The 24,435-nt window shown below is 72.6% G+C and carries 22 protein-coding genes and 2 pseudogenes; 16 read left to right on the forward strand and 8 right to left on the reverse strand.

Annotation, left to right across the window (positions count from 1 at the left end; genetic code table 11):
* The first annotated feature begins 295 nt into the window (after positions 1 to 295).
* Both DJ476_RS01995 and DJ476_RS02000 read left to right on the forward strand, forming a co-directional pair.
* A pseudogene (locus DJ476_RS01995) lies at positions 296 to 1,500 on the forward strand (cysteine desulfurase-like protein).
* 82 nt (positions 1,501 to 1,582) lie between these two features.
* The gene (locus DJ476_RS02000) at positions 1,583 to 2,107 is read left to right on the forward strand and encodes a hypothetical protein (RefSeq protein WP_112489651.1); all 525 of its coding nucleotides are present in this window, start codon (positions 1,583 to 1,585) and stop codon (positions 2,105 to 2,107) included.
* Between the two features lie 4 nt (positions 2,108 to 2,111).
* Here DJ476_RS02000 and DJ476_RS02005 read toward each other — a convergent pair whose 3' ends face one another.
* Positions 2,112 to 3,248: a saccharopine dehydrogenase family protein gene (locus DJ476_RS02005; RefSeq protein WP_112489652.1), complete on the reverse strand. Its 1,137-nt coding sequence runs from the start codon at positions 3,246 to 3,248 to the stop codon at positions 2,112 to 2,114.
* A gap of 140 nt (positions 3,249 to 3,388) precedes the next feature.
* Here DJ476_RS02005 and DJ476_RS02010 point away from each other — a divergent pair, with 140 nt between their 5' ends.
* Positions 3,389 to 4,399, forward strand: a complete 1,011-nt coding sequence (locus DJ476_RS02010) for a helix-turn-helix domain-containing protein (protein ID WP_112489653.1) — start codon at positions 3,389 to 3,391, stop codon at positions 4,397 to 4,399.
* Here DJ476_RS02010 and DJ476_RS02015 read toward each other — a convergent pair.
* Complete coding sequence (locus DJ476_RS02015; RefSeq protein WP_112489654.1) at positions 4,386 to 5,375, reverse strand: MerR family transcriptional regulator; 990 nt, start codon at positions 5,373 to 5,375, stop codon at positions 4,386 to 4,388. The two genes, DJ476_RS02010 and DJ476_RS02015, sit on opposite strands and share 14 nt — an antisense overlap.
* Positions 5,376 to 5,554: 179 nt before the next feature.
* On the opposite strand from DJ476_RS02015, the gene DJ476_RS02020 reads away from it, so the two are divergent.
* On the forward strand, positions 5,555 to 6,277 hold the full coding sequence (locus DJ476_RS02020) for an RNA polymerase sigma factor (protein ID WP_112489655.1): 723 nt from the start codon (positions 5,555 to 5,557) through the stop codon (positions 6,275 to 6,277).
* Positions 6,278 to 6,356: 79 nt separating this feature from the next.
* Entirely contained in the window at positions 6,357 to 6,941 is a 585-nt protein-coding gene (locus tag DJ476_RS02025; protein ID WP_103417729.1) for a DUF4383 domain-containing protein, read from the forward strand.
* Positions 6,942 to 6,989: 48 nt separating this feature from the next.
* Here DJ476_RS02025 and DJ476_RS02030 read toward each other — a convergent pair whose 3' ends face one another.
* A complete protein-coding gene (locus tag DJ476_RS02030) occupies positions 6,990 to 7,832 on the reverse strand; it encodes a DUF1206 domain-containing protein (RefSeq protein ID WP_112489656.1) in 843 nt (280 codons plus the stop codon).
* Between the two features lie 521 nt (positions 7,833 to 8,353).
* Here DJ476_RS02030 and DJ476_RS02035 point away from each other — a divergent pair.
* From DJ476_RS02035 to DJ476_RS02045, 3 genes are all read left to right on the forward strand, one after another.
* Entirely contained in the window at positions 8,354 to 8,932 is a 579-nt protein-coding gene (locus DJ476_RS02035; protein WP_019764534.1) for a fasciclin domain-containing protein, read from the forward strand.
* 112 nt (positions 8,933 to 9,044) lie between these two features.
* Positions 9,045 to 9,560: a MarR family winged helix-turn-helix transcriptional regulator gene (locus tag DJ476_RS02040; protein WP_112489657.1), complete on the forward strand. Its 516-nt coding sequence runs from the start codon at positions 9,045 to 9,047 to the stop codon at positions 9,558 to 9,560.
* A 268-nt stretch (positions 9,561 to 9,828) separates the two neighbouring features.
* Complete coding sequence (locus DJ476_RS02045; RefSeq protein ID WP_318294297.1) at positions 9,829 to 12,033, forward strand: MMPL family transporter; 2,205 nt, start codon at positions 9,829 to 9,831, stop codon at positions 12,031 to 12,033.
* On the opposite strand, the gene DJ476_RS02050 is transcribed toward DJ476_RS02045, so the two are convergent.
* Together DJ476_RS02050 and DJ476_RS02055 are read right to left on the reverse strand one after the other, a co-directional pair.
* Positions 11,976 to 12,449, reverse strand: a complete 474-nt coding sequence (locus tag DJ476_RS02050; protein WP_181006481.1) for a DUF7144 family membrane protein — start codon at positions 12,447 to 12,449, stop codon at positions 11,976 to 11,978. The genes DJ476_RS02045 and DJ476_RS02050 overlap by 58 nt on opposite strands.
* Before the next feature lie 42 nt (positions 12,450 to 12,491).
* Positions 12,492 to 13,022, reverse strand: a complete 531-nt coding sequence (locus tag DJ476_RS02055; protein WP_112489658.1) for a DoxX family protein — start codon at positions 13,020 to 13,022, stop codon at positions 12,492 to 12,494.
* Positions 13,023 to 13,270: 248 nt separating this feature from the next.
* Here DJ476_RS02055 and DJ476_RS02060 point away from each other — a divergent pair, with 248 nt between their 5' ends.
* On the forward strand, positions 13,271 to 15,286 hold the full coding sequence (locus DJ476_RS02060) for an NADPH-dependent 2,4-dienoyl-CoA reductase (protein WP_103417733.1): 2,016 nt from the start codon (positions 13,271 to 13,273) through the stop codon (positions 15,284 to 15,286).
* A 56-nt stretch (positions 15,287 to 15,342) separates the two neighbouring features.
* Positions 15,343 to 15,876 (forward strand): PadR family transcriptional regulator, encoded by a 534-nt coding sequence (locus DJ476_RS02065; RefSeq protein ID WP_112489659.1) that lies wholly within the window; start codon positions 15,343 to 15,345, stop codon positions 15,874 to 15,876.
* Positions 15,877 to 15,982: 106 nt separating this feature from the next.
* On the opposite strand, the gene DJ476_RS02070 is transcribed toward DJ476_RS02065, so the two are convergent.
* Both DJ476_RS02070 and DJ476_RS02075 read right to left on the reverse strand, forming a co-directional pair.
* On the reverse strand, positions 15,983 to 17,017 hold the full coding sequence (locus tag DJ476_RS02070; RefSeq protein ID WP_112489660.1) for a DMT family transporter: 1,035 nt from the start codon (positions 17,015 to 17,017) through the stop codon (positions 15,983 to 15,985).
* Positions 17,014 to 17,928 carry a phosphatase PAP2 family protein gene (locus DJ476_RS02075; protein ID WP_103417736.1) on the reverse strand — a complete coding sequence of 305 codons (915 nt, stop codon included), beginning with the start codon at positions 17,926 to 17,928 and terminating at the stop codon, positions 17,014 to 17,016. Before DJ476_RS02075 ends, DJ476_RS02070 begins: the two co-directional genes overlap by 4 nt.
* A 159-nt stretch (positions 17,929 to 18,087) precedes the next feature.
* On the opposite strand from DJ476_RS02075, the gene DJ476_RS02080 reads away from it, so the two are divergent.
* The 5 genes from DJ476_RS02080 to DJ476_RS02100 all read left to right on the forward strand — a co-directional run bounded on the left by DJ476_RS02080 (position 18,088) and on the right by DJ476_RS02100 (position 22,567).
* Entirely contained in the window at positions 18,088 to 18,756 is a 669-nt protein-coding gene (locus DJ476_RS02080; protein ID WP_103417737.1) for a TetR/AcrR family transcriptional regulator, read from the forward strand.
* Between the two features lie 261 nt (positions 18,757 to 19,017).
* Entirely contained in the window at positions 19,018 to 19,815 is a 798-nt protein-coding gene (locus DJ476_RS02085; protein ID WP_112489661.1) for an SDR family oxidoreductase, read from the forward strand.
* A gap of 77 nt (positions 19,816 to 19,892) precedes the next feature.
* Entirely contained in the window at positions 19,893 to 20,942 is a 1,050-nt protein-coding gene (locus DJ476_RS02090) for an SPFH domain-containing protein (protein WP_103417768.1), read from the forward strand.
* Positions 20,939 to 21,838: an NAD(+)/NADH kinase gene (locus DJ476_RS02095; RefSeq protein ID WP_103417739.1), complete on the forward strand. Its 900-nt coding sequence runs from the start codon at positions 20,939 to 20,941 to the stop codon at positions 21,836 to 21,838. The genes DJ476_RS02090 and DJ476_RS02095 overlap by 4 nt, the downstream gene beginning before the upstream one ends.
* 198 nt (positions 21,839 to 22,036) lie before the next feature.
* Complete coding sequence (locus tag DJ476_RS02100; RefSeq protein ID WP_103417740.1) at positions 22,037 to 22,567, forward strand: nucleotide triphosphate diphosphatase NUDT15; 531 nt, start codon at positions 22,037 to 22,039, stop codon at positions 22,565 to 22,567.
* On the opposite strand, the pseudogene DJ476_RS02105 reads toward DJ476_RS02100, so the two are convergent.
* Positions 22,530 to 23,638: pseudogene (locus DJ476_RS02105) on the reverse strand (ammonium transporter); the annotation flags it as partial. The gene DJ476_RS02100 and the pseudogene DJ476_RS02105 sit on opposite strands and share 38 nt — an antisense overlap.
* Positions 23,639 to 23,807: 169 nt before the next feature.
* Here DJ476_RS02105 and DJ476_RS02110 point away from each other — a divergent pair.
* A complete protein-coding gene (locus tag DJ476_RS02110; protein WP_053558255.1) occupies positions 23,808 to 24,215 on the forward strand; it encodes an SHOCT domain-containing protein in 408 nt (135 codons plus the stop codon).
* The last annotated feature ends 220 nt before the right edge of the window (positions 24,216 to 24,435 follow it).

Below are 24,435 nucleotides of genomic sequence, written 5' to 3' on the forward strand. Positions count from 1 at the left end.
TCATAGGATCATCCCTGTGTCACGGGACCGGCGCGCGCGAATGCGCCGGGAAGCCCGCCCGTACGCGAAGGAGCGTGACCGGGTGGGGCCATGCGCGGTCGGCAGAGGCTACGCCCTGCGGGCCGGGGGCGGTGCGCCCGCGCATACACCAGCGCGCGGAGCCCTTTCCCGGGTGGGTCCGCCCTGCGATGATCGGCGCCGAACCGCGCACCCGCCCCGGGGCGGAGTCGCGGTGAGGCAACTGTCGGCGCCACGACCGTGACCCGGCCCGGGCGCCCCGAGCGAGGGAGTCTCCTTGACGTACGACGTCAGCACAGTGCGCGCGCAGTTCCCCGCCCTCCGGGCCGGCACGGCACACTTCGACGGGCCCGGCGGCACGCAGACCCCGGCCCCCGTCATCGCGGCCTTCACCGAGGCGCTGAGCCGGCCGCTGTCGATCCGGGGGACCACCCTGCCCGGGAGGTCCACGCGGAGACCATCGTCGGTGACTTCCGGCAGGCGCTGGCGGATCTGCTGGGCGCACAGCCGGGCGGCATCGTCTTCGGACGCAGCTCGACCCAGCTCACGTACGACATATCGCGTGTGCTGTCGCAGAGTTGGGCACCGGGCGACGAGGTGGTGGTGAGCCGGCTCGACCATGACGCCAACATCCGGCCCTGGGTGCAGGCGGCCGGGCGGGCCGGGGCGGTGGTGCGGTGGGCGGAGTTCGACCCGGCCACCGGAGAGCTGCCCACCGAGGCCGTCGGCGCGCTGCTGACCGAACGGACCCGGCTGGTGGCGGTGACCGGGGCCTCCAACCTCATCGGCACCCGCCCCGACCTCCCCGCCATCGCGGAGCTGGTCCACCGGGCCGGTGCGCTCTTCCATGTGGACGGGGTGCACCTGACGGCCCATGACTTCGTGGACGTGGAACAGCTCGGCGCCGACTTCTTCGTCTGCTCGCCGTACAAGTTCTTCGGCCCCCACCACGGCGTCCTGGCCGCCCGCCCCGAACTGCTGGAGACCCTGAGGCCGGACAAGCTGGTGCCCTCCACCGACGCCGTCCCCGAACGCTTCGAGCTGGGCACCCTGCCCTACGAGGTGCTGGCCGCCACCCGGGCCGCCGTCGACTTCATCGCGGACCTGGGCTCCGGCCCCGCGGCGGCCGGACGACGGGAGCGGCTGCGCTCCGCCTACACGGCGATCGGCGCCCACGAGAGCGCCCTGCTGGAGACCCTGGAGAAGGCGCTGGGCGAGCTGGGCGGGGTGACGGTGCGCTCCCGGGCCGCCGAGCGCACGCCCACGCTGCTGCTCACCTTCGAGGGCCGGGACGCCTCGGACGCGTACCGCTTCCTCGCCCGCTCCGGCGTCCACGCCCCGGCCGGTTCCTTCTACGCCCTGGAGGCCTCCCGCCACCTCGGCCTCGGTGACGACGGCGGGCTGCGCGTGGGGCTGTCCCCGTACAACGACACGGACGACGTCGAGCGGCTACTGACGGGGCTGGCGGAGTTCCTGGGCTGAGGAGCGGGCCGAGGAGTTCCCTCGGTGGAGTCGGGGGGTGGGGGCGGCGGGGGCGGTGCCGCTGGGTCGTAAGGTGCGGCTCATGGAATCGTTGATCGCCGCCGTCCGCGCGCAGGACGAGGCCGCCCGTCTTCTCGCCTGGCCCGGCGACTTCGAGCTGGACCGGGGCGACCACGGCGAGGAGGTCCACCTCGCCTCGGGTGCCGCACTGGAGGGTTTCGCCGGTGACGGCGCCGGGGGCACGTACTTCTTCTGCGGGGAGGGCGGCGAGGAACGTCCGGTCCTCTACGCCGACTCCGAGGGAGGTGCCGCCCTCATCGCCGTCGGTCTCCCCGAGCTGCTGCGGCTGCTCCTGGTCGCGCCGTGGTGGCGCGACTGCCAGGAGTTCACCTCCGAGGAGAGCCGGGAGCCGGCGGCCGAGTACCTGGACGACATGCCTGACCTCCTGGCCCGCCGGGACCGTGCGGCGAAGGCCCTCGGTCTCACCCTTCCGTCGGCCGCGGAGGCTCTGGAGCGGCTGCGGGAGGTGGCGGTGGGAAGGCGCGAGGAGTTCGTGCTCGTCCTCACGTCGGAAGGGCACCCCTACGAGCCGCTGTTCGGCCCCTGACCTGCTAGCTGAACAGTTCGACGGTGATGTGCGGGGACAGCGCCCGGAGGAAGTCGGGGGCGTCGAACATCTTCCCCGCCGAGGCGACACCGACCCCGCGGGTGCGTCCCGTCAGGACGCGCTCAACCGCTTCCACCACCAGGGGCGCGGTGACGGCGTAGATGTCCTGCCCCCGGGCGACGGCCCGCCGTTCGGCTCCGCCCGAGCGGACGACCACGTCCACGAGGAACGTCTGGTCGGAGCGTCCCCGCTCGTCGACCGCCGCCGGTGCCGGTGTGTCCGGAGAGGCGAGGTCGCGGGCCGCCTCGGCCGTCATATAGGTGCGGACCTCGGGGACGGTCAGATGGCTCGGTACGGTGACGACGTCGGCCATCGTGAACTCCCCGATCACCGTGCGGGGTCCCAGCGGTTCGGGGAAGCGCCACTCCAGGGTGGGCGGGGCGTCGTCGCGGTGCTCCAGCCGCCCGCCGGTGTAGCGGATGCGCCGGCCGTGGCCCCGCCGCTCCCGGGAGACCGCGCCCGCCGTACGGGTCCCGGCGGTGGGGTGCCAGCTGCTGAGCCCGTACGCGATGTGCGCCTCGTCGGCCGTGGCCCAGTCGCCCATCGCGGCGGTGGCCAGCAGGTCTCCGAGGCCGCCGAAGAAGGCCATCGCCGGGACGATCGACGCCCCTGATTCCCGGGCCCGTTCCGCGTAGTGCGCGAAGGTGTCGAGGTTGGCCTCGATCTCGGCCGCCACGTCCACATAGGGGATGCCCGCGCGGAGTGCCGCCTCGATCACGGGGGCCGCCGTCGTGGCGAAAGGGCCTGCGCAGTTGATGACGGCCGCCGCGCCGGTGAGGGCACGGTCGATGGAGGCGGGGTCGTGGGCGGATGCGGTACGGACGTCGGGTGGGGTTGTGTACGTTCCGGTTGCGCGCTCCTCCGTTCCGTACGCCGTGGCCCCTGATGGCCCCGTTCCGTACACCGTGGTCCCTGATGCCCCCGTTCCGCACGGCTCCATTCCGTACGCCAGCGCCTTGAGCTTGTCCGGGTCGCGGCCGACGAGGACGGGGCGGAGTCCGCGCGCCCTCAGCTCCGCCACCACGAACCGCCCGGTGTGTCCGTAGGCGCCGAAGACCGCCACCGTCCGGTCCGTTCCCATGAGTTGTCCCCTTGCCTCGTCCGTGGATGGTCCGCAGCCGAGGCTTCCCACCGCCCCCGGCTTGCTCTCACGGACATCCTGGCCGGGGCCGCCCGTCCACCGCGACGGTCCGGAACGCCATGGCCCGTACACTTTCGGACATGACCGCTGTCGCGCTCGCCGTCACCGACGGCATGCTGCACTTCGAACTCGCCCTGGCCTGCGAGGTCTTCGGGTCCCATGCGCCCGACGGAGCGGACTCCTGGTACCGGCTCTCGCTCTGCGGGCCGGACGCCGTACGGGCCGGGCGGTTCCGGCTGGAGCCCGACCGGGGGCTCGACGGGCTCGTGGGCGCCCACACCGTGATCGTCCCCGGCTGGGCCGACATCGACCGGGCCCCGCCCGCCGAGCTGGTCGACGCCGTCCGCGCGGCCCATGAGGCCGGGGCACGGGTGGCCTCCCTCTGTACGGGCGCCTTCGTGCTGGCGGCGGCCGGGCTGCTGGACGGCAGGCGGGCGACCACGCACTGGGCGCACACCCGGGTGCTGGCCGAGCGCCACCCCCGGGTGACGGTCGACCCGGATGTCCTCTACGTGGACGACGACGGCGTTCTCACCTCCGCGGGCAAGGCCGCCGCGATGGACCTGTGTCTGCACCTCGTCCGCCTCGACCACGGCTCGGCGGTCGCCAACACCCTCGCCCGCCGCCTGGTCGTGCCGCCCCACCGGGACGGCGGGCAGGCGCAGTTCGTCACGACCCCGGTGCCCGCGCCGGGCGGCCATCCGCTCGACGGTCTCTTCCCCTGGGTGATGCGGCGGCTGGACCGGCCGCTCACCGTGGAGGACCTGGCGCGGCAGGCGCGGATGAGTTCGCGGCACCTGGGGCGCCACTTCAAGTCGGCCACCGGCACGACCCCCTTGCAGTGGCTGCTCACCCAACGGATCCGCCGGGCACAGGAGTTGCTGGAGACCACCGACGACACCGTGGACGCCATCGCGACGGCCACGGGCATGGGCACCGCCACCACCCTGCGCCGCCACTTCCACCGGACGGTCGGCGTCCCGCCGGACGCCTACCGCCGCACCTTCCGCGCCCGGTCCCATACCCGGTCCAGCACCAACCCCGGTCCGGAGGTCCGACTCGGGTCCGTACGAGGGCTCATCGACGGCTGATGACCGCGAGCGCCTCCAACGCCTCGGCCAGGCCGGACGGATGGCGGACTCCTGGTGGCAGCTGCCCGGCCCAGCCCGGTCCGGCGACGAGGACGACCGGCCGCCGCCGGGCTCCCCGTACACCCCACTCGATGGACTCCACTCGCGCCACCAGCGCCCGGCTCGCCGTGGCCCGGGACTGGGCCCAGAGCACGACGGCCGCGGGGCCCGTACGCCGTACCGCCTCCTCCATCGCCTCCACCGGCAGGGCGGCTCCGAACATCCTGACGGGCAAGCCCTGTTGGGCAAGCGCGGCGGACAGCGCCTCCAGGGCGAGCGTATGGCTCTCCTCCGGGGTGCAGGCCAGGAGGGACACCCCGGCGCCGGAGCGGGGCGCCCGCTGGGAGGCGGCCCTGCGCAGCGCGCTGGAGACGTGCCAGGACAGCAGGTGCTCGACCTCGATGTACCGCTCGCCCGCGGTCTCCCACTTGCGGCCGACGGCGTGCAGCGTCGGCATGATGACCGAGTCCCAGGCGGCGAGCAGGCCGTACCGCTCGATGGCCGCCGTCAGCAGTTCGTCCATGGCCTGCGCGTCCAGCCGGACGGCCGCCCTGGCCAGCCCCCGGCACTCGCGGCGGACCCGGCCGACCGGCAGCGCCCCGGGGGCGCGGGAGGCCCGCTCCCCCGCCCCTCCCGCCCGCTCACCCGGTCCGGCGGCAGGCGGGGCGGGCCGGGAGGTGGTCGCCAGGGCCGCGCGGGCGGCCTCGGCCGGGGGCATTCCGGCGTTCGTCAGGCCGCACATGCACTCCAGCAGCCGGATGTCGGCCGACGTCCACCGCCGGTGCCGGCCGCCCTCACGGGAGGCCGGGCCGATCCCGTAACGGCGGTCCCACGAGCGCAGGGTCGTCGGTGCCACCCCCAGCAGCCGGGCCACCGCCCCGGTGGTCAGGCCACCGACCGCGGGCCTTTGGGTGAGCGTGGAGACCGCGTCGTCCATACAGCCACCATACGACGCAGAAACGATGCATGTTGCCCGGAGCTTCGTCGCCCGGTTGCCTGGTGATCACGGGTGACGGGCCTGCCCGGAAGGCAGCCCGTCCGGTCGACCACCGCGCCTGCCGTCCTCGTACGAGCGGCAGCCGACCTGCGGCGGAGCAGCGGAGAGGACGGACAGACATGACGGCGCTCCTGAGCCCGGTCGACCCGACGGCCGTGGTGGCCACGATGCCCGCGACGTACTCGTCGGTCACGACGCCCACCACCCGCGCGGCGGACCGGTCCTCGGGCCGCACCTCGGATCGGGCTTCGGATCGCGCCTCGAGCAGGGCCTCGGACCGGGCCGAGTCGGAGCGGCTGGCCGCGGGGTTCGTGCGCGGCGACGAGGAGAGTTTCGCTCTCGTGTACCGACGGTGGGGCGCGCTGGTGTACTCGCTGGCGGCACGGTCCCTGGGAGACGCCCGGGAGGCCGAGGACGTGGCACAGCAGACCTTCCTCGCCGCGTGGCGGGGCCGCCACGGCTACCACGCCCTCCGCGGACCGCTGCCGGGCTGGCTGGTCGGCATCGCCCGCCGCAAGATCGCGGACGCCCACGCGGCCCGTTCCCGGCGTACGGAGCTGGCCGCCGCCCACGCGGCGCGCGAGTCCGCCGACGCTCCCGGGACGGCCGAGCCGCCCGAGGCGGCGCTCGACCGGGTGCTGGTCTCGCAGGAACTGCGCAAGCTGCCACCGGTCCAGCGGGACATCCTCCGCCTGGCGTTCTTCGACGATCTCACCCACGTCCAGATCGCCGAGCGGACCGGGCTTCCGCTCGGTACGGTGAAGAGTCATGCCCGGCGTGCGATGGCGCGCATCCGGCGCTCGATGACGGACGGTCCTGCGGCAGACAGCTCCGCCGCATAGGGGCGGTCCGCGCTCTCTCCGGTCGAGCCGACCGAAGGAGGGCGGCGCTGAACAGGGGGGCCATGAACAGGAGACGGCAATGATACTGAGCGACGAACTCCCCCTGGACCACCGGCTCGCGACCGTCTACCGGATCGGAGCGGGGCTCTGCGGAGTCATCCTCCTGGTCTTCGGCATCCTCGGCTTCACCAACCAGCTGGGCTTCTTCGACACGAACGGCTCACAGGTGGCCGGGCTGTCGACGAACGGCCTCCTGAGCCTGATCTCCGTCGTCGTCGGCCTGGTACTGATGGCCGGAGCGGTGATCGGCGGGAACGTCGCGTCGACGGTGAACATGACGGTCGGCACGCTCTTCCTGCTCAGCGGGTTCGCCCACATCTTCATCCTGGACAAGGGCGCCAACATCCTGGACTTCGGCATGTCCAACGTGATCTTCAGCTTCGTGATGGGGCTGCTGATCCTGACCTTCGGGATGTACGGGCGGGTCACCGGCGGGCTGCCGCACGACAACCCGTACTGGCGTCGCCGCCACCCCGAGCAGGCCGCCCGTGAGGACGCGGCCCGCCGCCGGGGCGCGGCCGCCGACGGACCGCCCCGGCTGACCGGCGGCGCGGGGCCGCGCCCGGCCACCCGGTCGACCGGGCCCCGGCTGCCCGGGGCCTGAGGGATGCGAAGCCCCGGGGCCCTACGGCCTCGGGGCGTCCGTGTGTGCTCACACCTTGCGGTAGCGGGCGTTGAACCAGGAGAAGACACCGAAGGCGACCAGGCCGACGGCGATGACCACCAGGAGCCACGGCCCGACGGGCGTCTCGGTGAAGGAGCGCAGGGTGTCGTCCATGCCCTTGGACTGATCGGGGTCGTGCTGGACCGCGGCGGCGACGGCGAACCCGCCCGCGGTGGCGAAGACGGCACCCCGCGCCGTACCGCCGAACACTCCGGAGATGTCGAGCGCGCGGCGTACCTTCTTCGACATCTCCGTCGTCTTCAGGTGCTTGCGGTACTTCCGCATGATGGCCCGGACCGCGATCCAGATCCCCGCGCAGGCGACCGCGATCCCGCCGATTCCCACGATCCACTGTCCGCCGGGCCAGCCCAGCACCCTGGCCGTGATGTCCTGCGACTGCTGGTCGGACGAGCCGCCGCCGCTGCCCGATTCCCCCGCGGCGAAGGAGAGGACGGAGTAGGCCGCGAAGCCGTAGAAGACGAAGCGTCCTGCCGCCATGGCCCGCTTGGAGGCCTTGTCACCGTCGGGGCCGGCCTGGCCGAAGAGGGCCTCGGACAGCCGCCAGAGCGCCATGCCCACCAGGCCGATCCCGAGCAGCCACAGCGCGATCTGGCCGAAGGGCTTCTCCGATATCTCCGCGATCGCACCGCCCCGGTCCGCCTGTTTTCCGCCGCCTCCGGAGAACGCGATCTGCAGGGCGAGGGCGCCCACGAGGACGTAGATGATGCCACGAGCCCCGAAACCGGCCCGGGCCCCGGCCTCCACCGCGGTGCTGTTGGCGGCCCGCCGTGCCTGGCCGCGCCCCTGTGCTGCTACTGAACGGGTATTCATGTCATGCCGGTTGCCCCGGTCCGGCGGATCAACTCCTGCCGGTGTGGGGAGGGGCAGGAACAGGCCGGGTGGGGTGGGCGAAAAATACCGCACGGAAAGCCCGCATGCCATTGCCGAGAATACTCATGAATCGTTTCGAGACGAGCGGCCCGGCGGCATGACCTCGACATTTCCCATGACCGAGTTCGCAGGGCTATAATTCACCCACTCATCACCCTCAGTAACGCGCGATGAATACATTCCCCTCGCTCCGTCTCACGACAGAGACCGCCCGTGACCTCAGGATCCTCCACATCGGACCAGCACGCCTGCCGCGTCGTTTCTGCGTCGAATCCGGGTCGAGTGACAGCGTTCGACATTCTCCCAAAAACCCTTGCCGGGCACCCCGAAAACCCATCCTATTACCCTTCCCCGGGGGGTTCGCATTTGACCCCGGACACCTTCTGTGGACTACTGGAATTACGGCTCACCATGGCCGTACGGCGTGAATATCTCACCCCCACCCCGCCGGAGGAGACATCATGACCATCACCCGCCTGCAACGCACCGCCGCGACTGCCGCCGCGCTCGCCTTCCCCGCCTCCATGGTGTTCTTCGCGCCGCAGGCACAGGCGCAGGCCCCGGCGGAGCCGTTCGGTCCGGCCTGCGCATCCGTACCGGCGGAGGGCGCGGGCAGCCTTGAGGGCATGGCGAAGGATCCGGTCGCCACCGCCGCCTCCAACAACCCCGAACTCTCCACCCTGGTCAGCGCCGTGGAGAAGGCCGGCCTCGTGGACACCCTCAACAACGCCGAGAACATCACGGTGTTCGCGCCGACGAACGACGCCTTCGAGAAGATCCCGAAGGCCGATCTGGACGCGCTCCTCAACGACAAGGAGGAGCTGACCAAGGTGCTGACCTACCACGTGGTGGGCGAGAAGCTGACGACGAAGCAGCTGGAGGACGGTACGTACAAGACCCTTCAGGGCAGCGACCTCACCGTGAAGGGGTCCGGTTCCGACTTCACGGTGAACGACTCGTCGAAGATCGTCTGCGGTAACGTCCCGACGGCCAACGCCACGGTCAACCTGATCGACACGGTGCTCATGCCGCCGTCGTGACCCCGACCGGTTCCGTGGGCGACGCCCGGAGAACCGATGCCCGGAGAACGGTGCCCGGACCGCGTGACGGTCCGGGCACCGGCCATGGGCTGCCGTTCTATACGCTGAGTACGTGACCAGCGCTGACAGCCGACAGACCCGGAACGGCGCCTCGGACCCCACGGCGGCACCGGAAGCCGGATCCGCCGCCGGTCTCCAGGCGTTCGCGGTCCAGCTCCGCCGGATGAACGGCGAGATCAACCGGATGACCCACGGCTTCGCCGCGCACCAACAGTTGCACCCCACGGACGTGAGTGCGCTGGCGGCCATTCTCGACGCCCCCGCCCCCCTGACGCCGGGCGCGCTGCGCGAGCATCTGGGGCTCACCTCGGGCGCGGTGACCGCCTGCCTCGACCGTCTGGAGCGGGCCGGTCACATCCGGCGGGCCCGCGAGAGCAGCGACCGCCGGGTGGTGCACGTCCACTACGAGGCGAGCGCCCGGCTGGCCGCCCGCGACTACTTCATGCCGCTCGCCGAGGCCACCGAGCGGGCACGGGCCCGCTTCAGCGAGGCCGAGCTGACGACCGTCCTGCGCTTCCTCACCGCCATGAACGAGGAGCTGTCCGAAGCTCCCCCGGCGGGCCGCTGAGACCTGACCGGCTGCTGAGCAATTTTCGCCCCCGTACGACGCCTCACCCCGGAACATCCTTCGGCCTCGTACGGCGCGCCGCCGAGATTCCCGGCCGTTGGGTGCATCCATGAGGGGACGCCCCGCAGAAGCACCCCTGTATGCAACTCACCCTCCCCCACTCCCCCGGCGAGGGCCCGCGTGACCGTGCCCCGCGGCCGTCCGCTAATGTATTTCAACGATTGAGATTGTTGGTCATTGAGATACTTCTCGCACCCCCGGGAGAGGCATGTTCACCCCTGCACGGTCGGCCCGCTGGCTGATCCCCGTCGTTCTGCTGATCGCCTGGCTCGGTATCGGCGGTGGGCTCGGTCCGTACGCGGGCAAGCTCGGCGAGGTCGCCACCAACGACCAGGCCTCCTTCCTGCCCCAGAACGCCGAATCCACCCAGGTCATCGACGCGCAGAAGGCGTTCCAGCAGAACGAGACCGTGCCGGTGATCCTCGTATGGACGTCGGAGGACAAGGGATCGCCGGTGAGCGAGGCCCAGCGGGAGGCCGCCACCGGTGCCCTCGCCTCGCTCGCGGGGACCGAGGGCGTCGTCGGGAAGGCCTCCCCCGCGCTGCCCTCCGAGGACGGCCTCGCGCTCCAGGGCATCGTGCAGCTCAGCCCCGGCCTCGGGGACGAACTGCCGACAGTGTTGGAGAAGGTCCAGGAGGCCGGTGCGGAGGTGCCGGGGACCACGGTGCAGCTCGCCGGGCCGGCCGCGAGTCAGGCCGATCTGTCCGACGCCTTCGCGGGCATCGACGGGCTGCTCCTCGGCGTCGCCCTGATCACGGTGCTCGTCATCCTGGTACTGGTCTACCGCAGTGTGCTGCTGCCCTTCCTCATCATCATCGGTGCCGTCTTCGCCCTCGGTCTGGCCTGCGCGATCGTCTATGTGCTGGCGGACCACGACATCGTGCGGGTGGACGGCCAGGTGCAGGGCATCCTGTCGATCCTGGTGATCGGCGCCGCGACGGACTACGCGCTGCTGCTCACCGCCCGGTTCCGGGAGGAACTCGCCGTCCGGGGCGACCGGGTCGCCGCGATGCGCATCGCGCTGCGGGAGTCCTTCGGGCCGATCACGGCCAGCGCCGCGACCGTGGCCGCGGGTCTCCTCGCCCTGCTCCTCAGCGACCTGACCAACAACCGGGCGCTCGGCCCGGTCGGTGCGATCGGGATCGTCTGCTCGGTCCTGAGCGCTCTCACCTTCCTGCCCGCCGCCCTGGTCCTGCTGGGCCGCAAGGCGTACTGGCCCGCCAGGCCCCGGCCGGCCGAGGACGGAACCGGCGGCCACGGGATCTGGAGCAGGGTGGCTGCCCTGGTCGACCGGTCTCCCCGCAAGGTCTGGGCGATCACGCTCGCCGCCCTGGTCGCCTGTGCCGCGTTCGCCCCCACGCTCACCTCCAAGGGCGTGCCGCTGGACGAGATCTTCGTCAACGACGCCCCGTCCGTGGCCGCCCAGGAGACGCTGAGCGAGCACTTCCCCGGCGGCTCCGGCAACCCGGTGGTGATCATCGCGGCGGCCGACCGGCTGGACGCGGTGAGCGAGGCCGCGTCCCGTACCGACGGGGTGGCCTCGGTCGCGCCGGTCAGCGAGGGCGGCCGGCCCGGCGGTGAACCCCTCGTCGTCGACGGCAAGGTCCGTATCGACGCGACCCTCAAGGACGCGGCGGACAGCGACAGCGCCAAGGAAACGGTGGCCGCCCTGCGCGAGGCGGTGCACGCGGTGCCGGACTCCGACGCCCTGGTCGGCGGCTACACGGCCCAGCAGTACGACACCCAGCGCACGGCCGAGGCCGACCGCACGCTGATCGTGCCGGTGGTGCTGGCGATCATCCTGGTGATCCTGGTCTTCCTGCTGCGCTCGCTGCTGATGCCGGTGCTGCTGGTGACCACGGTCGCGCTCAACTTCCTGGCGACGCTGGGCATCTCGTCGCTGGTCTTCACCCATGTGTTCGGCTTCAGCGGTACGGATTCCTCGGTGCCGCTGTACGGGTTCGTGTTCCTGGTCGCCCTGGGCGTCGACTACAACATCTTCCTGATGTCCCGGGTCCGTGAGGAGTCCCTGCGTCACGGCACCCGGGAGGGCATCCTGCGCGGGCTGACCACGACCGGCGGGGTCATCACGTCGGCCGGTGTCGTGCTGGCGGCCACCTTCGCCGCGCTGGGCGTGATCCCGCTGGCGTTCCTCGTGCAGATCGCGTTCATCGTCGCCTTCGGTGTCCTGCTGGACACCCTGGTCGTCCGCTCGCTCCTCGTCCCGGCGCTCGTCCGGGACATCGGGCCGAAGTCCTGGTGGCCGGGGGCGCTGAGCCGCGAGGGCGCCGACGGAGGCGCGGCGGGAGGTACGGGGAGGAACGCGGAAGGACGTGCGAGGAAGAGCGCGGACGGTCAGCGCAGTGCGGCGCCCGGGGCCGAGTCCGGAGAGCCGGGGGCCGGAGGCCGGTAGGCGACCAGGGCCCAGATCACGAAGATGTCCAGCCCGATCATGAGCACCGACCACACCGGCGCGTACGGCAGGAAGAGGAACTGCGCGAAGAGGGTGAGGGAGGCGAGGACGATACCGGTGACCCGGGCCCATCCCGCGCCCTTGAGGAGCCCGGCGCCGGTGATCACCGCGCAGAGGCCGATCACCAGGTGGATCCAGCCCCAGCTGGTGAGGCTGAACCGGTAGAGGTAGTCGCCGACGGTGCCGTAGACATCGCTGTCGGCGAGGGCGGCGACGCCCTGCAGGGCTGCGACCACGCCCTGGCACAGCATCAGCACCCCGGCGAAGAGGACCCCTCCGGTGACCCAGGCACTCCCCGGGTCGGGCACCGGAGGGGCGCCGGCGGAACCGTCGTACAGGCGCGGGTCCTCGCTCATCGGTCCGTCTCCCTCTGCCTCATCGGTCTGTCTTCCCCGGCCTCATCGGCCCGTCTCCTGCTCCTCGTCCGCCTGCCCCTTGGCCCGCTTGCCGACCACCGCTGCCGCGGCGACCGCGCTCCCCGCGAAGGCGAGGGCGACCATCCAGGGGCGGTCGAAGATGTGGCAGGTGACGTGGTCCACGGAGTAGCGGCCGGGGCCGGCCAGTCCGATGGCGGCGGCGGTGAAGCCGAGGAACGCCGGGTACTCGTAGCCGCCGCCCTGGGCGAAGAAGCCCGCAGGGGCGTGCACGGCCACCGCACCCGCCATGGCGCCCGCCGCCGCGGCCCCGGCGGCGGGCGTGGCCAGGCCCAGCGCCAGCAGCACACCGCCGCCCGCCTCACCGAGTCCGGCGGCGACCGCGCTGTGCTTGGGCGGATGGAACCCCATGGCCTCCATCGCGGCCGTGGTGCCCTGGATCCCGCCGCCTCCGAACCACCCGGCCAGCTTCTGGCTGCCATGGGCGGCAAGCACCGCGCCGGTGCCGACGCGCAGGGCGAGCAGACCGAGATCACGCCGGTTGACGCAGACCATGAGGACTCCCGGGGTGGGGTGCGTACGGTACGGCTCCCACTCTCCTCGGCGGCCACCGGGCGGGCGCGGCCGGTTACGCCGTACGGGGCACGGGCCGGGCGCCACATGGGCTGCGGGCCGGGCGCCACAAAGGATCCGTACGGGCGCGAAGGGCTCCCGGTGCGACATACGTCATTGTGCAACTTGTTGCATAAGCAGCTCGGGGTGGTCTACAACTGACGCGACGCCCCCGTGCCGAGGAGATCCGGATGAGCCTGTACCCGAACCTGCTGAGCCCGCTGGACCTCGGGTTCACCACCCTCCCCAACCGGGTCCTCATGGGCTCGATGCACATCGGCCTGGAGGAGGCCGAGCGCGGCTTCGAGCGGATGGCGGCCTTCTACGCCGAGCGCGCCCGGGGCGGCGTCGGCCTGATCGTCACCGGCGGCATCGCCCCCAGCGAGCGGGCCTGCTCCTTCCCCGGCGGGGCGAAGATGACGACCGAGGCGGAGGCGGAGCAGCACCGGGAGATCACTTCGGCGGTGCACGCGGCGGGTGGCCGGATCGCCATGCAGATCCTGCACTTCGGCCGGTACGCGCACCACCCCGACCTGGTGGCCCCGAGCGCGCTCAAGGCCCCCATCAGCGGCTTCACCCCGAACGCCCTCACCGACGAGCAGGTCGAGGAGACCATCGAGGAGTTCGTCCGGGCGGCGGAGCTGGCGCGGCACGCGGGGTACGACGGCGTCGAGATCATGGGCTCCGAGGGCTATCTGATCAACGAGTTCATCGTCTCCGCGACCAACCACCGCACCGACCGCTGGGGCGGCAGCTACGAGAACCGCATCCGGTTCCCCGTCGAGATCGTCCGCCGGGTCCGCGAGCGGGTGGGCCACGACTTCATCCTGATCTACCGGCTCTCCATGCTGGACCTGGTGCCGGGCGGCTCGACGCTGGAGGAGGTCGTGACACTGGCGAAGGAGATCGAGGCGGCGGGCGCGACGATCATCAACACCGGCATCGGCTGGCACGAGGCGCGTATCCCGACCATCGCCACCTCCGTGCCGCGCGCGGCCTTCACCTGGGTGACCGAGCGGGTGCGCGGAGCCGTCTCCGTACCGCTGGTGACGAGCAACCGCATCAACACCCCGCAGGTGGCCGAGGACGTCCTCGCCTCGGGCCGGGCGGACATGGTCTCGATGGCGCGGCCCTTCCTGGCCGACCCGGAGTTCGTCGCCAAGGCCGCGGCCGGGCGGGCGGACGCGATCAACACCTGCATCGGCTGCAACCAGGCGTGCCTGGACCACATCTTCAGCCTCCAGATCACCTCCTGCCTGGTCAATCCGCGCGCCTGCCACGAGACCGAGCTGGTCCTGAGCCCCACCCGGACCCGTAAACGCGTCGCCGTGGTCGGTGCCGGACCGGCGGGGCTCGCCTGCTCGGTGACGGCGGCCGAGCGGGGCCACGCGGTGACCCTCTTCGACACGGCGGACGAGATCGGCGGGCAGCTCAACGTGGCCCGCCGGGTGCCGGGGAAGGAGGAGTTCGACGAGACGCTGCGCTACTTCCGTACGCGACTGGCGGAGCTGGACGTCGAGGTGCGGCTCTCCACCCGGGCCGACGCCGGGACGCTGGACGGCTTCGACGAGGTCGTGCTCGCCACCGGCGTCGAGCCGCGCACCCCCGCGATCCCCGGCACGGACCACCCGAGCGTGCTCAGCTACCTGGACGTGCTGCGCGACGGGGCTCCGGTCGGTGACCGGGTCGCGATCGTGGGCGCGGGCGGCATCGGCTTCGACGTGGCGGAGTTCCTCACCGACGGCGGCGACGCGGCGAGCCTGGACGCGGAGACGTTCTTCCGGCAGTGGGGCGTGGACACGGCCTACGCGGACCGGGGCGGCCTGCGGGCCCCCGAGCGCCCCAAGGTCCCCCGTACCGTCCACCTGGTCCAGCGCAAGACCACCAAGGTCGGCGCGGGCCTCGGCAAGACGACCGGCTGGATCCACCGCACCGAACTGCGCCACCGGGGCGTCGAGATGATCGCGGGCGCCTCCTACGACCTGATCGACGACGAGGGCCTCCACCTCACCGTCGACGGCGAGCGGCGGGTGCTGCCGGTCGACACGGTGGTGCTCTGCGCGGGCCAGGAACCGCGCCGCGAGCTGTACGAGGAGCTGCGCGCGGCGGGCGGCCCGGTCCATCTGATCGGCGGCGCGGACGTGGCGGCCGAACTGGACGCCAAGCGGGCGATCCGCCAGGGCACGGAGCTCGCCGCCGCCCTCTGAACCCGCCCCGCCGGGGGCCCGGACCACTGCCCGCCCCCGTCCTTAGGATGCACGTCATGTCACTGCCGCACGCGATTCTCACCGCCCTGCTGGAGAAGCCGTCCTCGGGTCTCGAGCTGACCCGCAGGTTCGACCGGTCGATCGGCTACTTCTGGTCCTCGACCCACCAGCAGATCTACCGCGAGCTGGGAAGACTGGAGCAGGCGGGACGGATCAGGGCGCTGCCCACGGCGGCACCGGCCCGGGGCCAGAAGAAGGAGTACGAGGTCCTGCCCGCCGGCCGCGAGGAGCTGGCGGTCTGGGTGGCGCTCCCCGAGGACCCGCGCCCGGTCCGCGACCCGCTGCTCCTGCGGATGCGGGCGGCGGCGGTCGTCGGGGTGAACGGCATGGAGGCCGAGCTGCGCCGCCATCTGGCTCTGCACGAAAGCCAGTTGGCGGAGTACCGGGAGATCGAGGAGCGGGACTTCACCCCTCCCCCAGAGGCCGACGCCGACCGGCTGCGCCATCTGGTGCTGCGGGGCGGCATCGACCTGGAGACGTTCTGGATCGGCTGGCTGACGCGGGCGATCGGGGATCTGGAGGAGGGCTGAGCCCCGGGGCGGGCCGTTCCGGTCGGGTCATGGGGGCCTGGGCGGTCGACTGCTGCGGGTGGGCTCGGGTGGTCGGTCGTCACGGGTGAGGCCGGACGGTTGCCCGTTACCGGTAGGGCTGGGCAGTCGCCCGTACGGGGAAGGGGTCCGCGCCCACGGTGAAGGGGCCCGCATCCAGCGGCTCCGCGCCCGCCCCGAGGGCGCTCGCGCCCAGCGGCGTACCGTCGGCACGCCGGGGGCTGCCGATCACGACCCTGGAGGCGACCGGGTCCAGCGGCCCGGGGGCCTCGTCCGCCTCCCCCCGGTCCGCGCCGCGCGCCTGCGCCCGGCTGAGCAGGATCACCCCGCGTACGGCGGCGGCCGTACCGAACAGTGCCAGGATCAGGCTGACCGGCCCGCCCTGGAGGCGTTCGCCGAGGAGGGCCAGGCCGATCGCGGCGGCGGCGACCGGGTTGGCGAGGGTGACGACCGCGAGGGGCGCGCCGAGGCCGCCCCGGTAGGCGGTCTGGGAGAGCAGCAGGCCGCCCATCGCGAAGGCGGAGACGAGCAGCGCCACCGTCAGCAGCCGCCAGTTGAACAGCGGGCCTCCGGAGTGGTCGGTGACGGCGACGGTCAGGGTCTGGGTGAGCGCGGAGGCGACGCCCGACGTGATGCCGGAGGCCGCCGCGTGCCGCAGCCCCGGTCGGGCGCCCGGCCGGCTCAGCCCGGCGACCACGGCCATGGTGGCCGCGCCGACGCCGAGGGCCTCCGGGAGGGTGAGGGTGTCCTGCGGGGCGGAGCCGCCGCCCGTGGTCAGGAGCAGCGCGCCGAGGCCGAGCAGGGTGAGGACCGTGCCCCGCCACTCGGTGCGCCCGACCCGGCGCCCCGCGGCGCGCGCCCCGAGCGGGACGGCGGCGACGAGGGTGAGCGCGCCGAGCGGCTGGACCAGGGTGAGCGGGCCGTAGTTGAGCGCGGCGACATGGAGGAGTGCTCCCCCGGCGTTGAGGCCGACCGCCGCCCACCAGGCGCCCCGGCCGAGCAGCCGCAGGACCCCGGTGGAGGGGTCGGTACGCCCGGCCAGCCGGGACTGGGCCACGGCCGCGGAGGCGTAGGCACCGGCGGAGACGAGGGAGAGCGCGACGGCGATCATCGTGGCGTTCATCGGCCGGCCCCGGTGTCGGCGGGGGCCCGGACGGGCGCCTCGGCGGGGGCCTGGGCCGGAACCACGATTTCGGCGGGGATGCGGGCGGGCGAGGAGGCAGCCACGTACGTACGCGAGCCCCCATCCGTAAGCATCGCGTCCGTCCGCGCGCTCACGCCCGTACGCGCGCCCGCGTCCATGCGGTTGCCCGGCATCCGCAGCACGGCCAGCGCCACCGCCAGCATCGCCACGACCACGATGGCGTCGAGCCAGTAGTGGTTCGCCGTGGCCACGACCACGAGCAGGGTGATCGCCGGGTGGAGGAGCCAGAGCCACCGCAACCGGGAGCGGGTGGCGGCGATCAGGCCGACGGCGACCATCACGGCCCAGCCGACGTGCAGCGAGGGCATCGCGGCGAACTGGTTCGCCATCGTGTCGGTCGCGGGCGTCGCCCCGTACACCGTCGGCCCGTAGATCTGGCCGGTGTCGACGAGACCGGCGGCCGGGAGCATCCGGGGCGGGGCGAGCGGGAAGACCAGGTGGAGCACGAGGGCGCCACCGGTGAGTACGGCGAGGACGCGCCGCGACCAGAGGTAGTGGAGCGGGCGGCGCCAGTAGAGCCAGACCAGGAAGAGAGCCGTGGCGGGGAAGTGCACGGCGGCGTAATAGGTGTTCGCCGCCTGGATCAGGGGCTGGCTGTGCAGCAGCAGGGCTTGGACGGCGCCCTCCCCCGGGAGGTGCAGGGCGCGTTCGAGGTCCCATATGTTCCCGGCGTTGCGGAACGCCTCCTCCACATGGCCGTTGGCCGCCCGGCGGCCGAGCTTGTAGGCGAGGAAGAGTCCGGCCACCAGAAGGAACTCGCGAACGAGGGGCGGTCGGGCACGTATGTCCGGCTCCTGGTCCGTGGGCTCGGTGCGGGCGTACGTCGTCACCCGGTGCCCCCTTGGATGCGAAGCGGTATCAGGACGGCACGGTCGCTCCGTGCCGAATCGATACGCCAGTGTACCGATACGTTCGCGTATCGGTACCCGCACGTATCGGTACACTGGCGTATCGAGAGCCTCGCAGCACCGCCGCAGGAGGGACACCCCATGCCGTCGCCCGATTCCGTACGTTCCGTACCGGAGCCGGCGCCCACCTCCCGCCGGTCGAAGATCACACCGGAGCGGGCGCAGGAGCTGTACGCGGCGGTGCTGGACCTGTTGCGGGAGGGCGGCTACGAGTCACTGACCATGGAGGGCGTCGCCGCCCGTACGCGGTGCGGCAAGTCGACGCTGTACCGGCAGTGGGGCACCAAGCCGGAACTGGTCGTCGCCGCGCTGCACGGCACCCGGCGGATGCGGCTCCCGGAGATCGACACCGGGTCGCTCGCCGGGGACCTCCTGGAGGCGGCCCGCGCTATCGGTGAGGCGTCGGAGCGCGACACCCCACTGATGCACGCGCTCAGCCACGCGGCGCTGCAGAGCCCCGAGCTGCTGTGCGCGCTGCGCGAGGCGCTGATCGTGCCGGAGATCGCGGCGATCGACGCGATGGTCCGGCGCGCCCAGGAACGCGGCGAGATCGCGGCGGAGCTGCCGGGCGCGGAGTACGTGGCGGCGCAGTTGCTCGGCGTGATGCGCGCCCGTCCGCTGCTGGAGGGGCGGTACGCCGACGCCGCGTATCTCAGCAGGTTCGTCGAGAAGGCGATCCTGCCCGGACTCGGACTCGAACCCGGAGGGGAACCCGCACCCGGACTCACGGCGGGGACGCCGGAGTCCTGACAGACGTGGACCGTCCGTCCCAGCGGATGGGGACGGTCCACCCGGCGCCGCACCGTGGGGACGGGGGCGGCGCAACACCCGGGCGGCCGGTGCCCTCTTCGGAGGTCACCGGCCGCCCGTATTCATTCCCTGCCCACCCCGCACCCACCGTGCCTCACGTCCCGGTCCCGGCTCGCGGCACCTATCGCACCAAACAAGCGATTGGTAGATTCCCCCGCACGCACGGAGACCACCACCGGGACCACCATCGAGGGGCGGACCATGGAACTGGCCGATCCGATCGACTTCGCCGGGCGGGCGGTGATCGTCACCGGGGGCACCAAGGGCATCGGCGCCGTGATCGCGGAGGCATTCCTCGCGGCGGGCGCGGAGGTCATGGTCTGCGGCCGTACCGCACCCGCCACCCTCCCTTCGCCGGGCGGGCGGAGCGCCGCCTTCCACGCCACGGACGTCCGGGATCCGACGGCGGCGGCCGGACTGGTGGCGGCGGCGGCCGAGCGGTTCGGCCGGCTCGACGTCCTGGTCAACAACGCGGGCGGCTCCCCCGACGCCGATGCCGCCACCGTCTCCCCGCGCTTCGTCGAGAAGGTCGTCGCCCTCAATCTGCTCGCGCCCTTCTACGCGGCCCAGGCCGCCAACCTGGTCATGCGGGAGCAGCCGGAGGGCGGGGCCGTGATCAACATCGGCAGCGTCTCCGCGCACGACCCGCAGCCGGGCACCGCCGCGTACTCGGCGGCGAAGGCGGGGCTGCTCGGGCTGACCCGGGCGCTGGCCCTGGAGTGGGCACCCAGGGTCCGGGTGAACCACATCACCGCGGGCCTCGTCCGTACGGCGGACGCCACCGCGCTCTACGGCGACGACGGGGGCGCCGCGGTGGCGGGCACCGTGCCGATGGGACGGCTGGCGGTCCCGGCGGACGTGGCGCACGCCTGCCTCTGGCTCGCCGGGCCGCACGCCGCGTACGTCAACGGCGCCGACCTGGCCGTGCACGGGGGCGGCGAGATCCCGGCCAGGGACTTGGCGCACCGAGCAATCCGACCCCCCTTCTCGTCATCTTGACTATATAACCCCTCACTCCTTATCGTCGTCATGACGAGATGAAGTGCGCGGTTGCGTACGAGTTCGAGGGGGTCCCCATGGCCGACATCACCCGGCGCTTCGGCTGGCGGCATCTGCGCTCCGCGCCCACCGCCCACATCCGCCACCACAAGCGCGGCACGCTCGCCCACGACGGCCGGGGGCTCAGCTTCTGGTACCGCTCGCTGTCGGCGGCGCTCTCCGAGGTGCCGGTCGACGACCGGGAGCTGGCCATGGCGTTCCACGCCCGTACGGCGGACTTCCAGGACGTCACCGTCCAGGCCACCGTCACCTACCGGGTCAGCGACCCGGCCCTGGCGGCCGACCGGCTGGACTTCTCCGTCGACCCGGACACCGGGAGCTGGCGCGGGGCGCCGCTGGAGCAGATCGCCACCCTCCTCACCGAGACCGCGCAGCAGCACACGCTGGACGTGCTGGCCCGCACCCCGCTGGCCGAGGCCCTGGTGGACGGGGTCGCCTCCGTACGGGAACGGGTCGCCACCGGCCTCGCCGCCGAGCCGAGGCTCCCCGCCACCGGCATCGACGTGGTGGCCGTGCGGGTCGTGGCGATCCGCCCCGAGGCCGAGGTCGAGCGCGCTCTGCGCACCCCGGCGCGCGAGCAGATCCAGCAGGAGGCGGACCGGGCCACCTACGAGCGGCGCGCGGTGGCCGTCGAGCGCGAGCGCGCCATCGCGGAGAACGAGCTGGCGAGCCAGATCGAACTGGCCCGGCGCGAGGAGCAGTTGGTCGACCAACGCGGCACCAACGCCCGCCGCGAGGCCGAGGAGAAGGCCGCCGCCGACGGCGTACGGACGGAGGCCGAGGCGGCGCGTAAGGTGCGCCTGGCGCGCGCGGAGGCGGCAGCGGCGCGGGAGACGGGTGCGGCGCGCGCCGAGGCGCAGGCGGCCTGGCTGCGGGTGCACGGCGAGGTCGACCCGGCCACGCTGCACGCCCTGGCGGCGACCCGGCTCGCGGAGAACGTGCCGCGCATCGAGAGCCTCACTCTCTCGCCCGACGTCCTCACCGGCCTCCTCGCGAAGCTCGGCCGCCCCGAAGGCGGGGCGGTAGGCCGGGCGGAAGGCCGTCCGGAAGGCAGGGCAGGAGCGTGAGTCTGGCGCCCCGGGCCGTCCTCGTACACCGCCGGACCGAGTACGAGGAGCTGCTCGCCCGGCACGGTACGCACGGGCAGGCCGCGTTCTTCCTCTCCAGCCGGGGCCGCTCGATCGACGAGGTGGCCCGGCGCCACGAACGTACGCGGCAGGCTCTGCGGGACGTGGCGGCGGCCGTACCACTGACCTGGCGCTCCACCCGGGTGGAGCGGGCGGACCTTGACCGGTTCCTCTTCGCGCCGGAGGACGTGGTGGTCGTGGTCGGCCAGGACGGGCTGGTCGCCAACGCCGCGAAGTATCTGTCCGGGCAGCCGGTGGTGGGCATCGACACCGACCCCGGCCGCAACCCCGGCGTCCTGGTCCGCCACCGGTGCGCCGACACGGCCGCCCTGCTGCGCGCCGCGACGGCGGCCGGGGGCACGGTGGAGGCGCTGACGATGGTGGAGGCGGTCGCCGACGACACCCAGCGGCTGGTCGCGCTCAACGAGATCTACCTCGGCCCGCCCGGCCATCAGACGGCCCGCTACCGCCTGGCCCCCGACGGCGACGGCTCCCCGGGCGAGGCCCAGGCCTCCTCCGGGGTCCTCGTCGGCACCGGAACGGGGGCCACCGGCTGGCTCCGCTCCCTGTGGCTGGAGCGCGGCAGCACCGTACCCCTGCCCGCGCCGTGCGACCCCCGCCTCCTCTGGTTCGTCCGCGAGGCCTGGCCCTCCCCCGCCACGGGCACCTCGCAGGTCTCCGGCGAGCTGGGCCGGGGACAGGGACTCCGGCTCACCGTGGAGTCGGACCGGATCGTGGCCTTCGGGGACGGGATGGAGGCCGACGCGCTGGAGCTGACCTGGGGGCAGAGCGTACGGCTGGGCATCTCGGCGACGGCGCTGCGGCTGGTGGTCTGAGCAGCGTCCAACCCCGGCACCGGCCGACGCACTGGGCCCACGCACCGGCCCCGGGGCCGGATCCGGCCCAACGCCGCAACCGGCGGCTCGCGGTGTCGTTACGGTGTCCCCGTACGACCGACGGCCCGGAGCACCCCGGAGACGATCCCGGAGACCGGAGCACCCCGGAACCGATCCCGGAGAGCGGAGAGCAGCACGATGTCCACGGAGACCGCCGAAGCCACCGGCCCCCTCCCCCGCCCCTCCCGCAACACCCGCCCACCTACGGCACAGGCGGCCCTCGGGGTCGGTGTGATCGTGGCGGACGAGCGGGGGCGGGTGCTGCTGGGGAGGCACCACAGCGGTACGTGGGAGCTGCCCGGCGGCAAGGTCGACCCGACGCACGAGTCGGTCGCGGCGGCAGCGGTGCGGGAGCTGCGCGAGGAGACCGGTCTCGTGGTGGACGAGAGCGCGGTGGACGTCTTCGCGATGGTCCACGACGTGATCGGCGGGATCAACCGAATCAGCATGGGCGCGCTCGTACGTCTGGGCTCCGGGGTCCCGGAGGTGACCGAGCCCCATCTGATCAGCGCCTGGCGGTGGACCGCCCCCGAGCAACTGCCCGCGCCGCTGTTCGACCCGTCGGCCCAGATCCTGGCGGCCTGGCGCCCGGACCTGGAGGTGCCCCACCCGCCCGCGCACGTACTGCGGATCAGCGCGAGGCCTGACGGTCCCGCAGCAGCCGGCTGATCTGCCGGACGATCTCCTCGTCGCTCGCGGCGGAGGCGGCCTTGCCCGCGACGATCTCCTCCAGCCGCTCGGCGGTCCGGAAGTCGTACGCGCGCTCCTCCTCCTTGCCGGGAACGCCCGCGTACTCCTCGGTGGCGCGGAACCCGACGGTCCGGTCGACGGCCTTCGCGATGAGCCAGGTCAGGACGGAGGAGAACGCCATCACCGCGGCGATCGCCACGAGCTGCTTGCCCAGCAGCGCCCAGCCGCCGCCCTCGAAGAGCCCCTTCTGACCGCCGATCCGGGCGGTGGCGAAGAGGCCGACCATGATGAGGCCGATGAAGCCGCCCACGCCGTGCACCCCGACCACGTCGAGGGTGTCGTGATGCCGAAGCGGTACTTGAGGGTGACGGCGAAGGCGCTCACCGCGCCCACGACCAGGCCGGTGACGACCGCGCCCAGGGTGTCGATCTCCCCGCAGGCGGGCGTGATGGCCACCATGCCCGCAACGGCGGACGAGACGACGCCCATCGTGCTGACGCTGCCCGTACGCCACTTCTCCGCCAGGGGCCAGGTCACCATGGCGCCCGCGGCGCCCAGTTGGGTGTTGATGAAGGCAGCGGCGGCGCTCCCCTGGTCGGTCAGCGCGGAACCCGAGTTGAACCCGAACCAGCCGGACCAGAGGAGGCCCGCGCCGACGACGACCAGCGGGATGTTGTTGGGGCGCTCCTCACGGCGGGCGAAGTCGCGCGGCGCCCTCAGCACCAGGGCGACAGCCAGACCGGCGACCCCGGAGTTGAGTTCCACCGGCAGCCCGCCCGCGAAGTCCAGGGCGCCCAGGTGCTTGACGATCCACCCGTCGTCGAAGACCCAGTGCGCGAGCGGGACATAGACGATCAGCAGCCACAGGACGACTAAGACCAGCCACCCCCTCATCGTGGCCCCGTCCGCGACGGCACCGCCGATCAGGGCGACCGTGATGATCGCGAATCCCATCTGGAACGTGGCGTAGGCGTACGTGGGGATGTGGCCGGTCAGCGTGGTGAGCCCGATGTCGTTCATGAAGACGTGATCGAGGTTGCCGATCACACCAAGAAGACGCCGGGTTCGCGGCTTGTGCGACGTTTGACTAGGCCGTTCAGGCCGACGGAGCCTCGCGCCGGTGTTCACCGGGGGCTGCCCGCAGGCGCACGGCGCAGATGCGGAGGAAGAGGACCAAGCGTATGAATGAGGGATCAACGGCTCGAACGGAGTTGGCCCCATGGACGATTACCCGCTCCTGAATCTCTTCCTGACCATGCTGTACCTGTTCCTCTGGGTCATGTGGTTCTTCCTGCTGTTCAAGGTGGTGACGGACCTGTTCCGCGACCACACGCTGAACGGTTGGGCCAAGGCCGGCTGGCTGATCTTCGTCATCCTGCTGCCCTACCTGGGCGTGCTGATCTACCTCATCGTGCGGGGCCGCAGCATGCACGAGCGCGACGCCAAGGCGGTCAAGGACTCGGAGGCGGCCTTCCGGCAGTACGTGAGGGAGGCCGCGGGCACCTCGGGCGGCGGCTCCGGCGGGAGCGACCACGTGAACGATCTGGCCAAGCTCGCCGAACTCAAGGACAAGGGCGCGCTCAACGAGGACGAGTACGAGCGGGCCAAGGCGAAGCTCCTGGCTTGACGGGTCTCGCGGCCTGGCGGGCCTGGCGGCCGCATTGCATCCCCATGCAATCACCGGTCAAATGGAAAGACTGGGCTATCGGCTCCCGGACTATGTGGTCACAACCGCCGAAGGGTAGGCGGTTGCAGGGCAACTCCCCGACGCCACGACGTCTCTCCCCGGGCCGGTCGCTTCCGCTCGCACCCGGCCCGGTCGGTGACGGCGTCGGTCGGGGCCGGTC

Origin of the sequence: Streptomyces bacillaris (assembly GCF_003268675.1) — a bacterium.
Taxonomy (GTDB): domain Bacteria; phylum Actinomycetota; class Actinomycetes; order Streptomycetales; family Streptomycetaceae; genus Streptomyces; species Streptomyces bacillaris.

Coding starts and splice junctions, on each gene's coding strand:
- DJ476_RS02000 (WP_112489651.1), top strand. CDS start 1,583: ATGGAATCGTTGATCGCCGCCGTCCGCGCGCAGGACGAGGCCGCCCGT.
- DJ476_RS02005 (WP_112489652.1), bottom strand. CDS start 3,248: ATGGGAACGGACCGGACGGTGGCGGTCTTCGGCGCCTACGGACACACC.
- DJ476_RS02010 (WP_112489653.1), top strand. CDS start 3,389: ATGACCGCTGTCGCGCTCGCCGTCACCGACGGCATGCTGCACTTCGAA.
- DJ476_RS02015 (WP_112489654.1), bottom strand. CDS start 5,375: ATGGACGACGCGGTCTCCACGCTCACCCAAAGGCCCGCGGTCGGTGGC.
- DJ476_RS02020 (WP_112489655.1), top strand. CDS start 5,555: ATGACGGCGCTCCTGAGCCCGGTCGACCCGACGGCCGTGGTGGCCACG.
- DJ476_RS02025 (WP_103417729.1), top strand. CDS start 6,357: ATGATACTGAGCGACGAACTCCCCCTGGACCACCGGCTCGCGACCGTC.
- DJ476_RS02030 (WP_112489656.1), bottom strand. CDS start 7,832: ATGAATACCCGTTCAGTAGCAGCACAGGGGCGCGGCCAGGCACGGCGG.
- DJ476_RS02035 (WP_019764534.1), top strand. CDS start 8,354: ATGACCATCACCCGCCTGCAACGCACCGCCGCGACTGCCGCCGCGCTC.
- DJ476_RS02045 (WP_318294297.1), top strand. CDS start 9,829: ATGTTCACCCCTGCACGGTCGGCCCGCTGGCTGATCCCCGTCGTTCTG.
- DJ476_RS02050 (WP_181006481.1), bottom strand. CDS start 12,449: ATGAGCGAGGACCCGCGCCTGTACGACGGTTCCGCCGGCGCCCCTCCG.
- DJ476_RS02055 (WP_112489658.1), bottom strand. CDS start 13,022: ATGGTCTGCGTCAACCGGCGTGATCTCGGTCTGCTCGCCCTGCGCGTC.
- DJ476_RS02060 (WP_103417733.1), top strand. CDS start 13,271: ATGAGCCTGTACCCGAACCTGCTGAGCCCGCTGGACCTCGGGTTCACC.
- DJ476_RS02065 (WP_112489659.1), top strand. CDS start 15,343: ATGTCACTGCCGCACGCGATTCTCACCGCCCTGCTGGAGAAGCCGTCC.
- DJ476_RS02070 (WP_112489660.1), bottom strand. CDS start 17,017: ATGAACGCCACGATGATCGCCGTCGCGCTCTCCCTCGTCTCCGCCGGT.
- DJ476_RS02080 (WP_103417737.1), top strand. CDS start 18,088: ATGCCGTCGCCCGATTCCGTACGTTCCGTACCGGAGCCGGCGCCCACC.
- DJ476_RS02085 (WP_112489661.1), top strand. CDS start 19,018: ATGGAACTGGCCGATCCGATCGACTTCGCCGGGCGGGCGGTGATCGTC.
- DJ476_RS02090 (WP_103417768.1), top strand. CDS start 19,893: ATGGCCGACATCACCCGGCGCTTCGGCTGGCGGCATCTGCGCTCCGCG.
- DJ476_RS02100 (WP_103417740.1), top strand. CDS start 22,037: ATGTCCACGGAGACCGCCGAAGCCACCGGCCCCCTCCCCCGCCCCTCC.
- DJ476_RS02110 (WP_053558255.1), top strand. CDS start 23,808: ATGGACGATTACCCGCTCCTGAATCTCTTCCTGACCATGCTGTACCTG.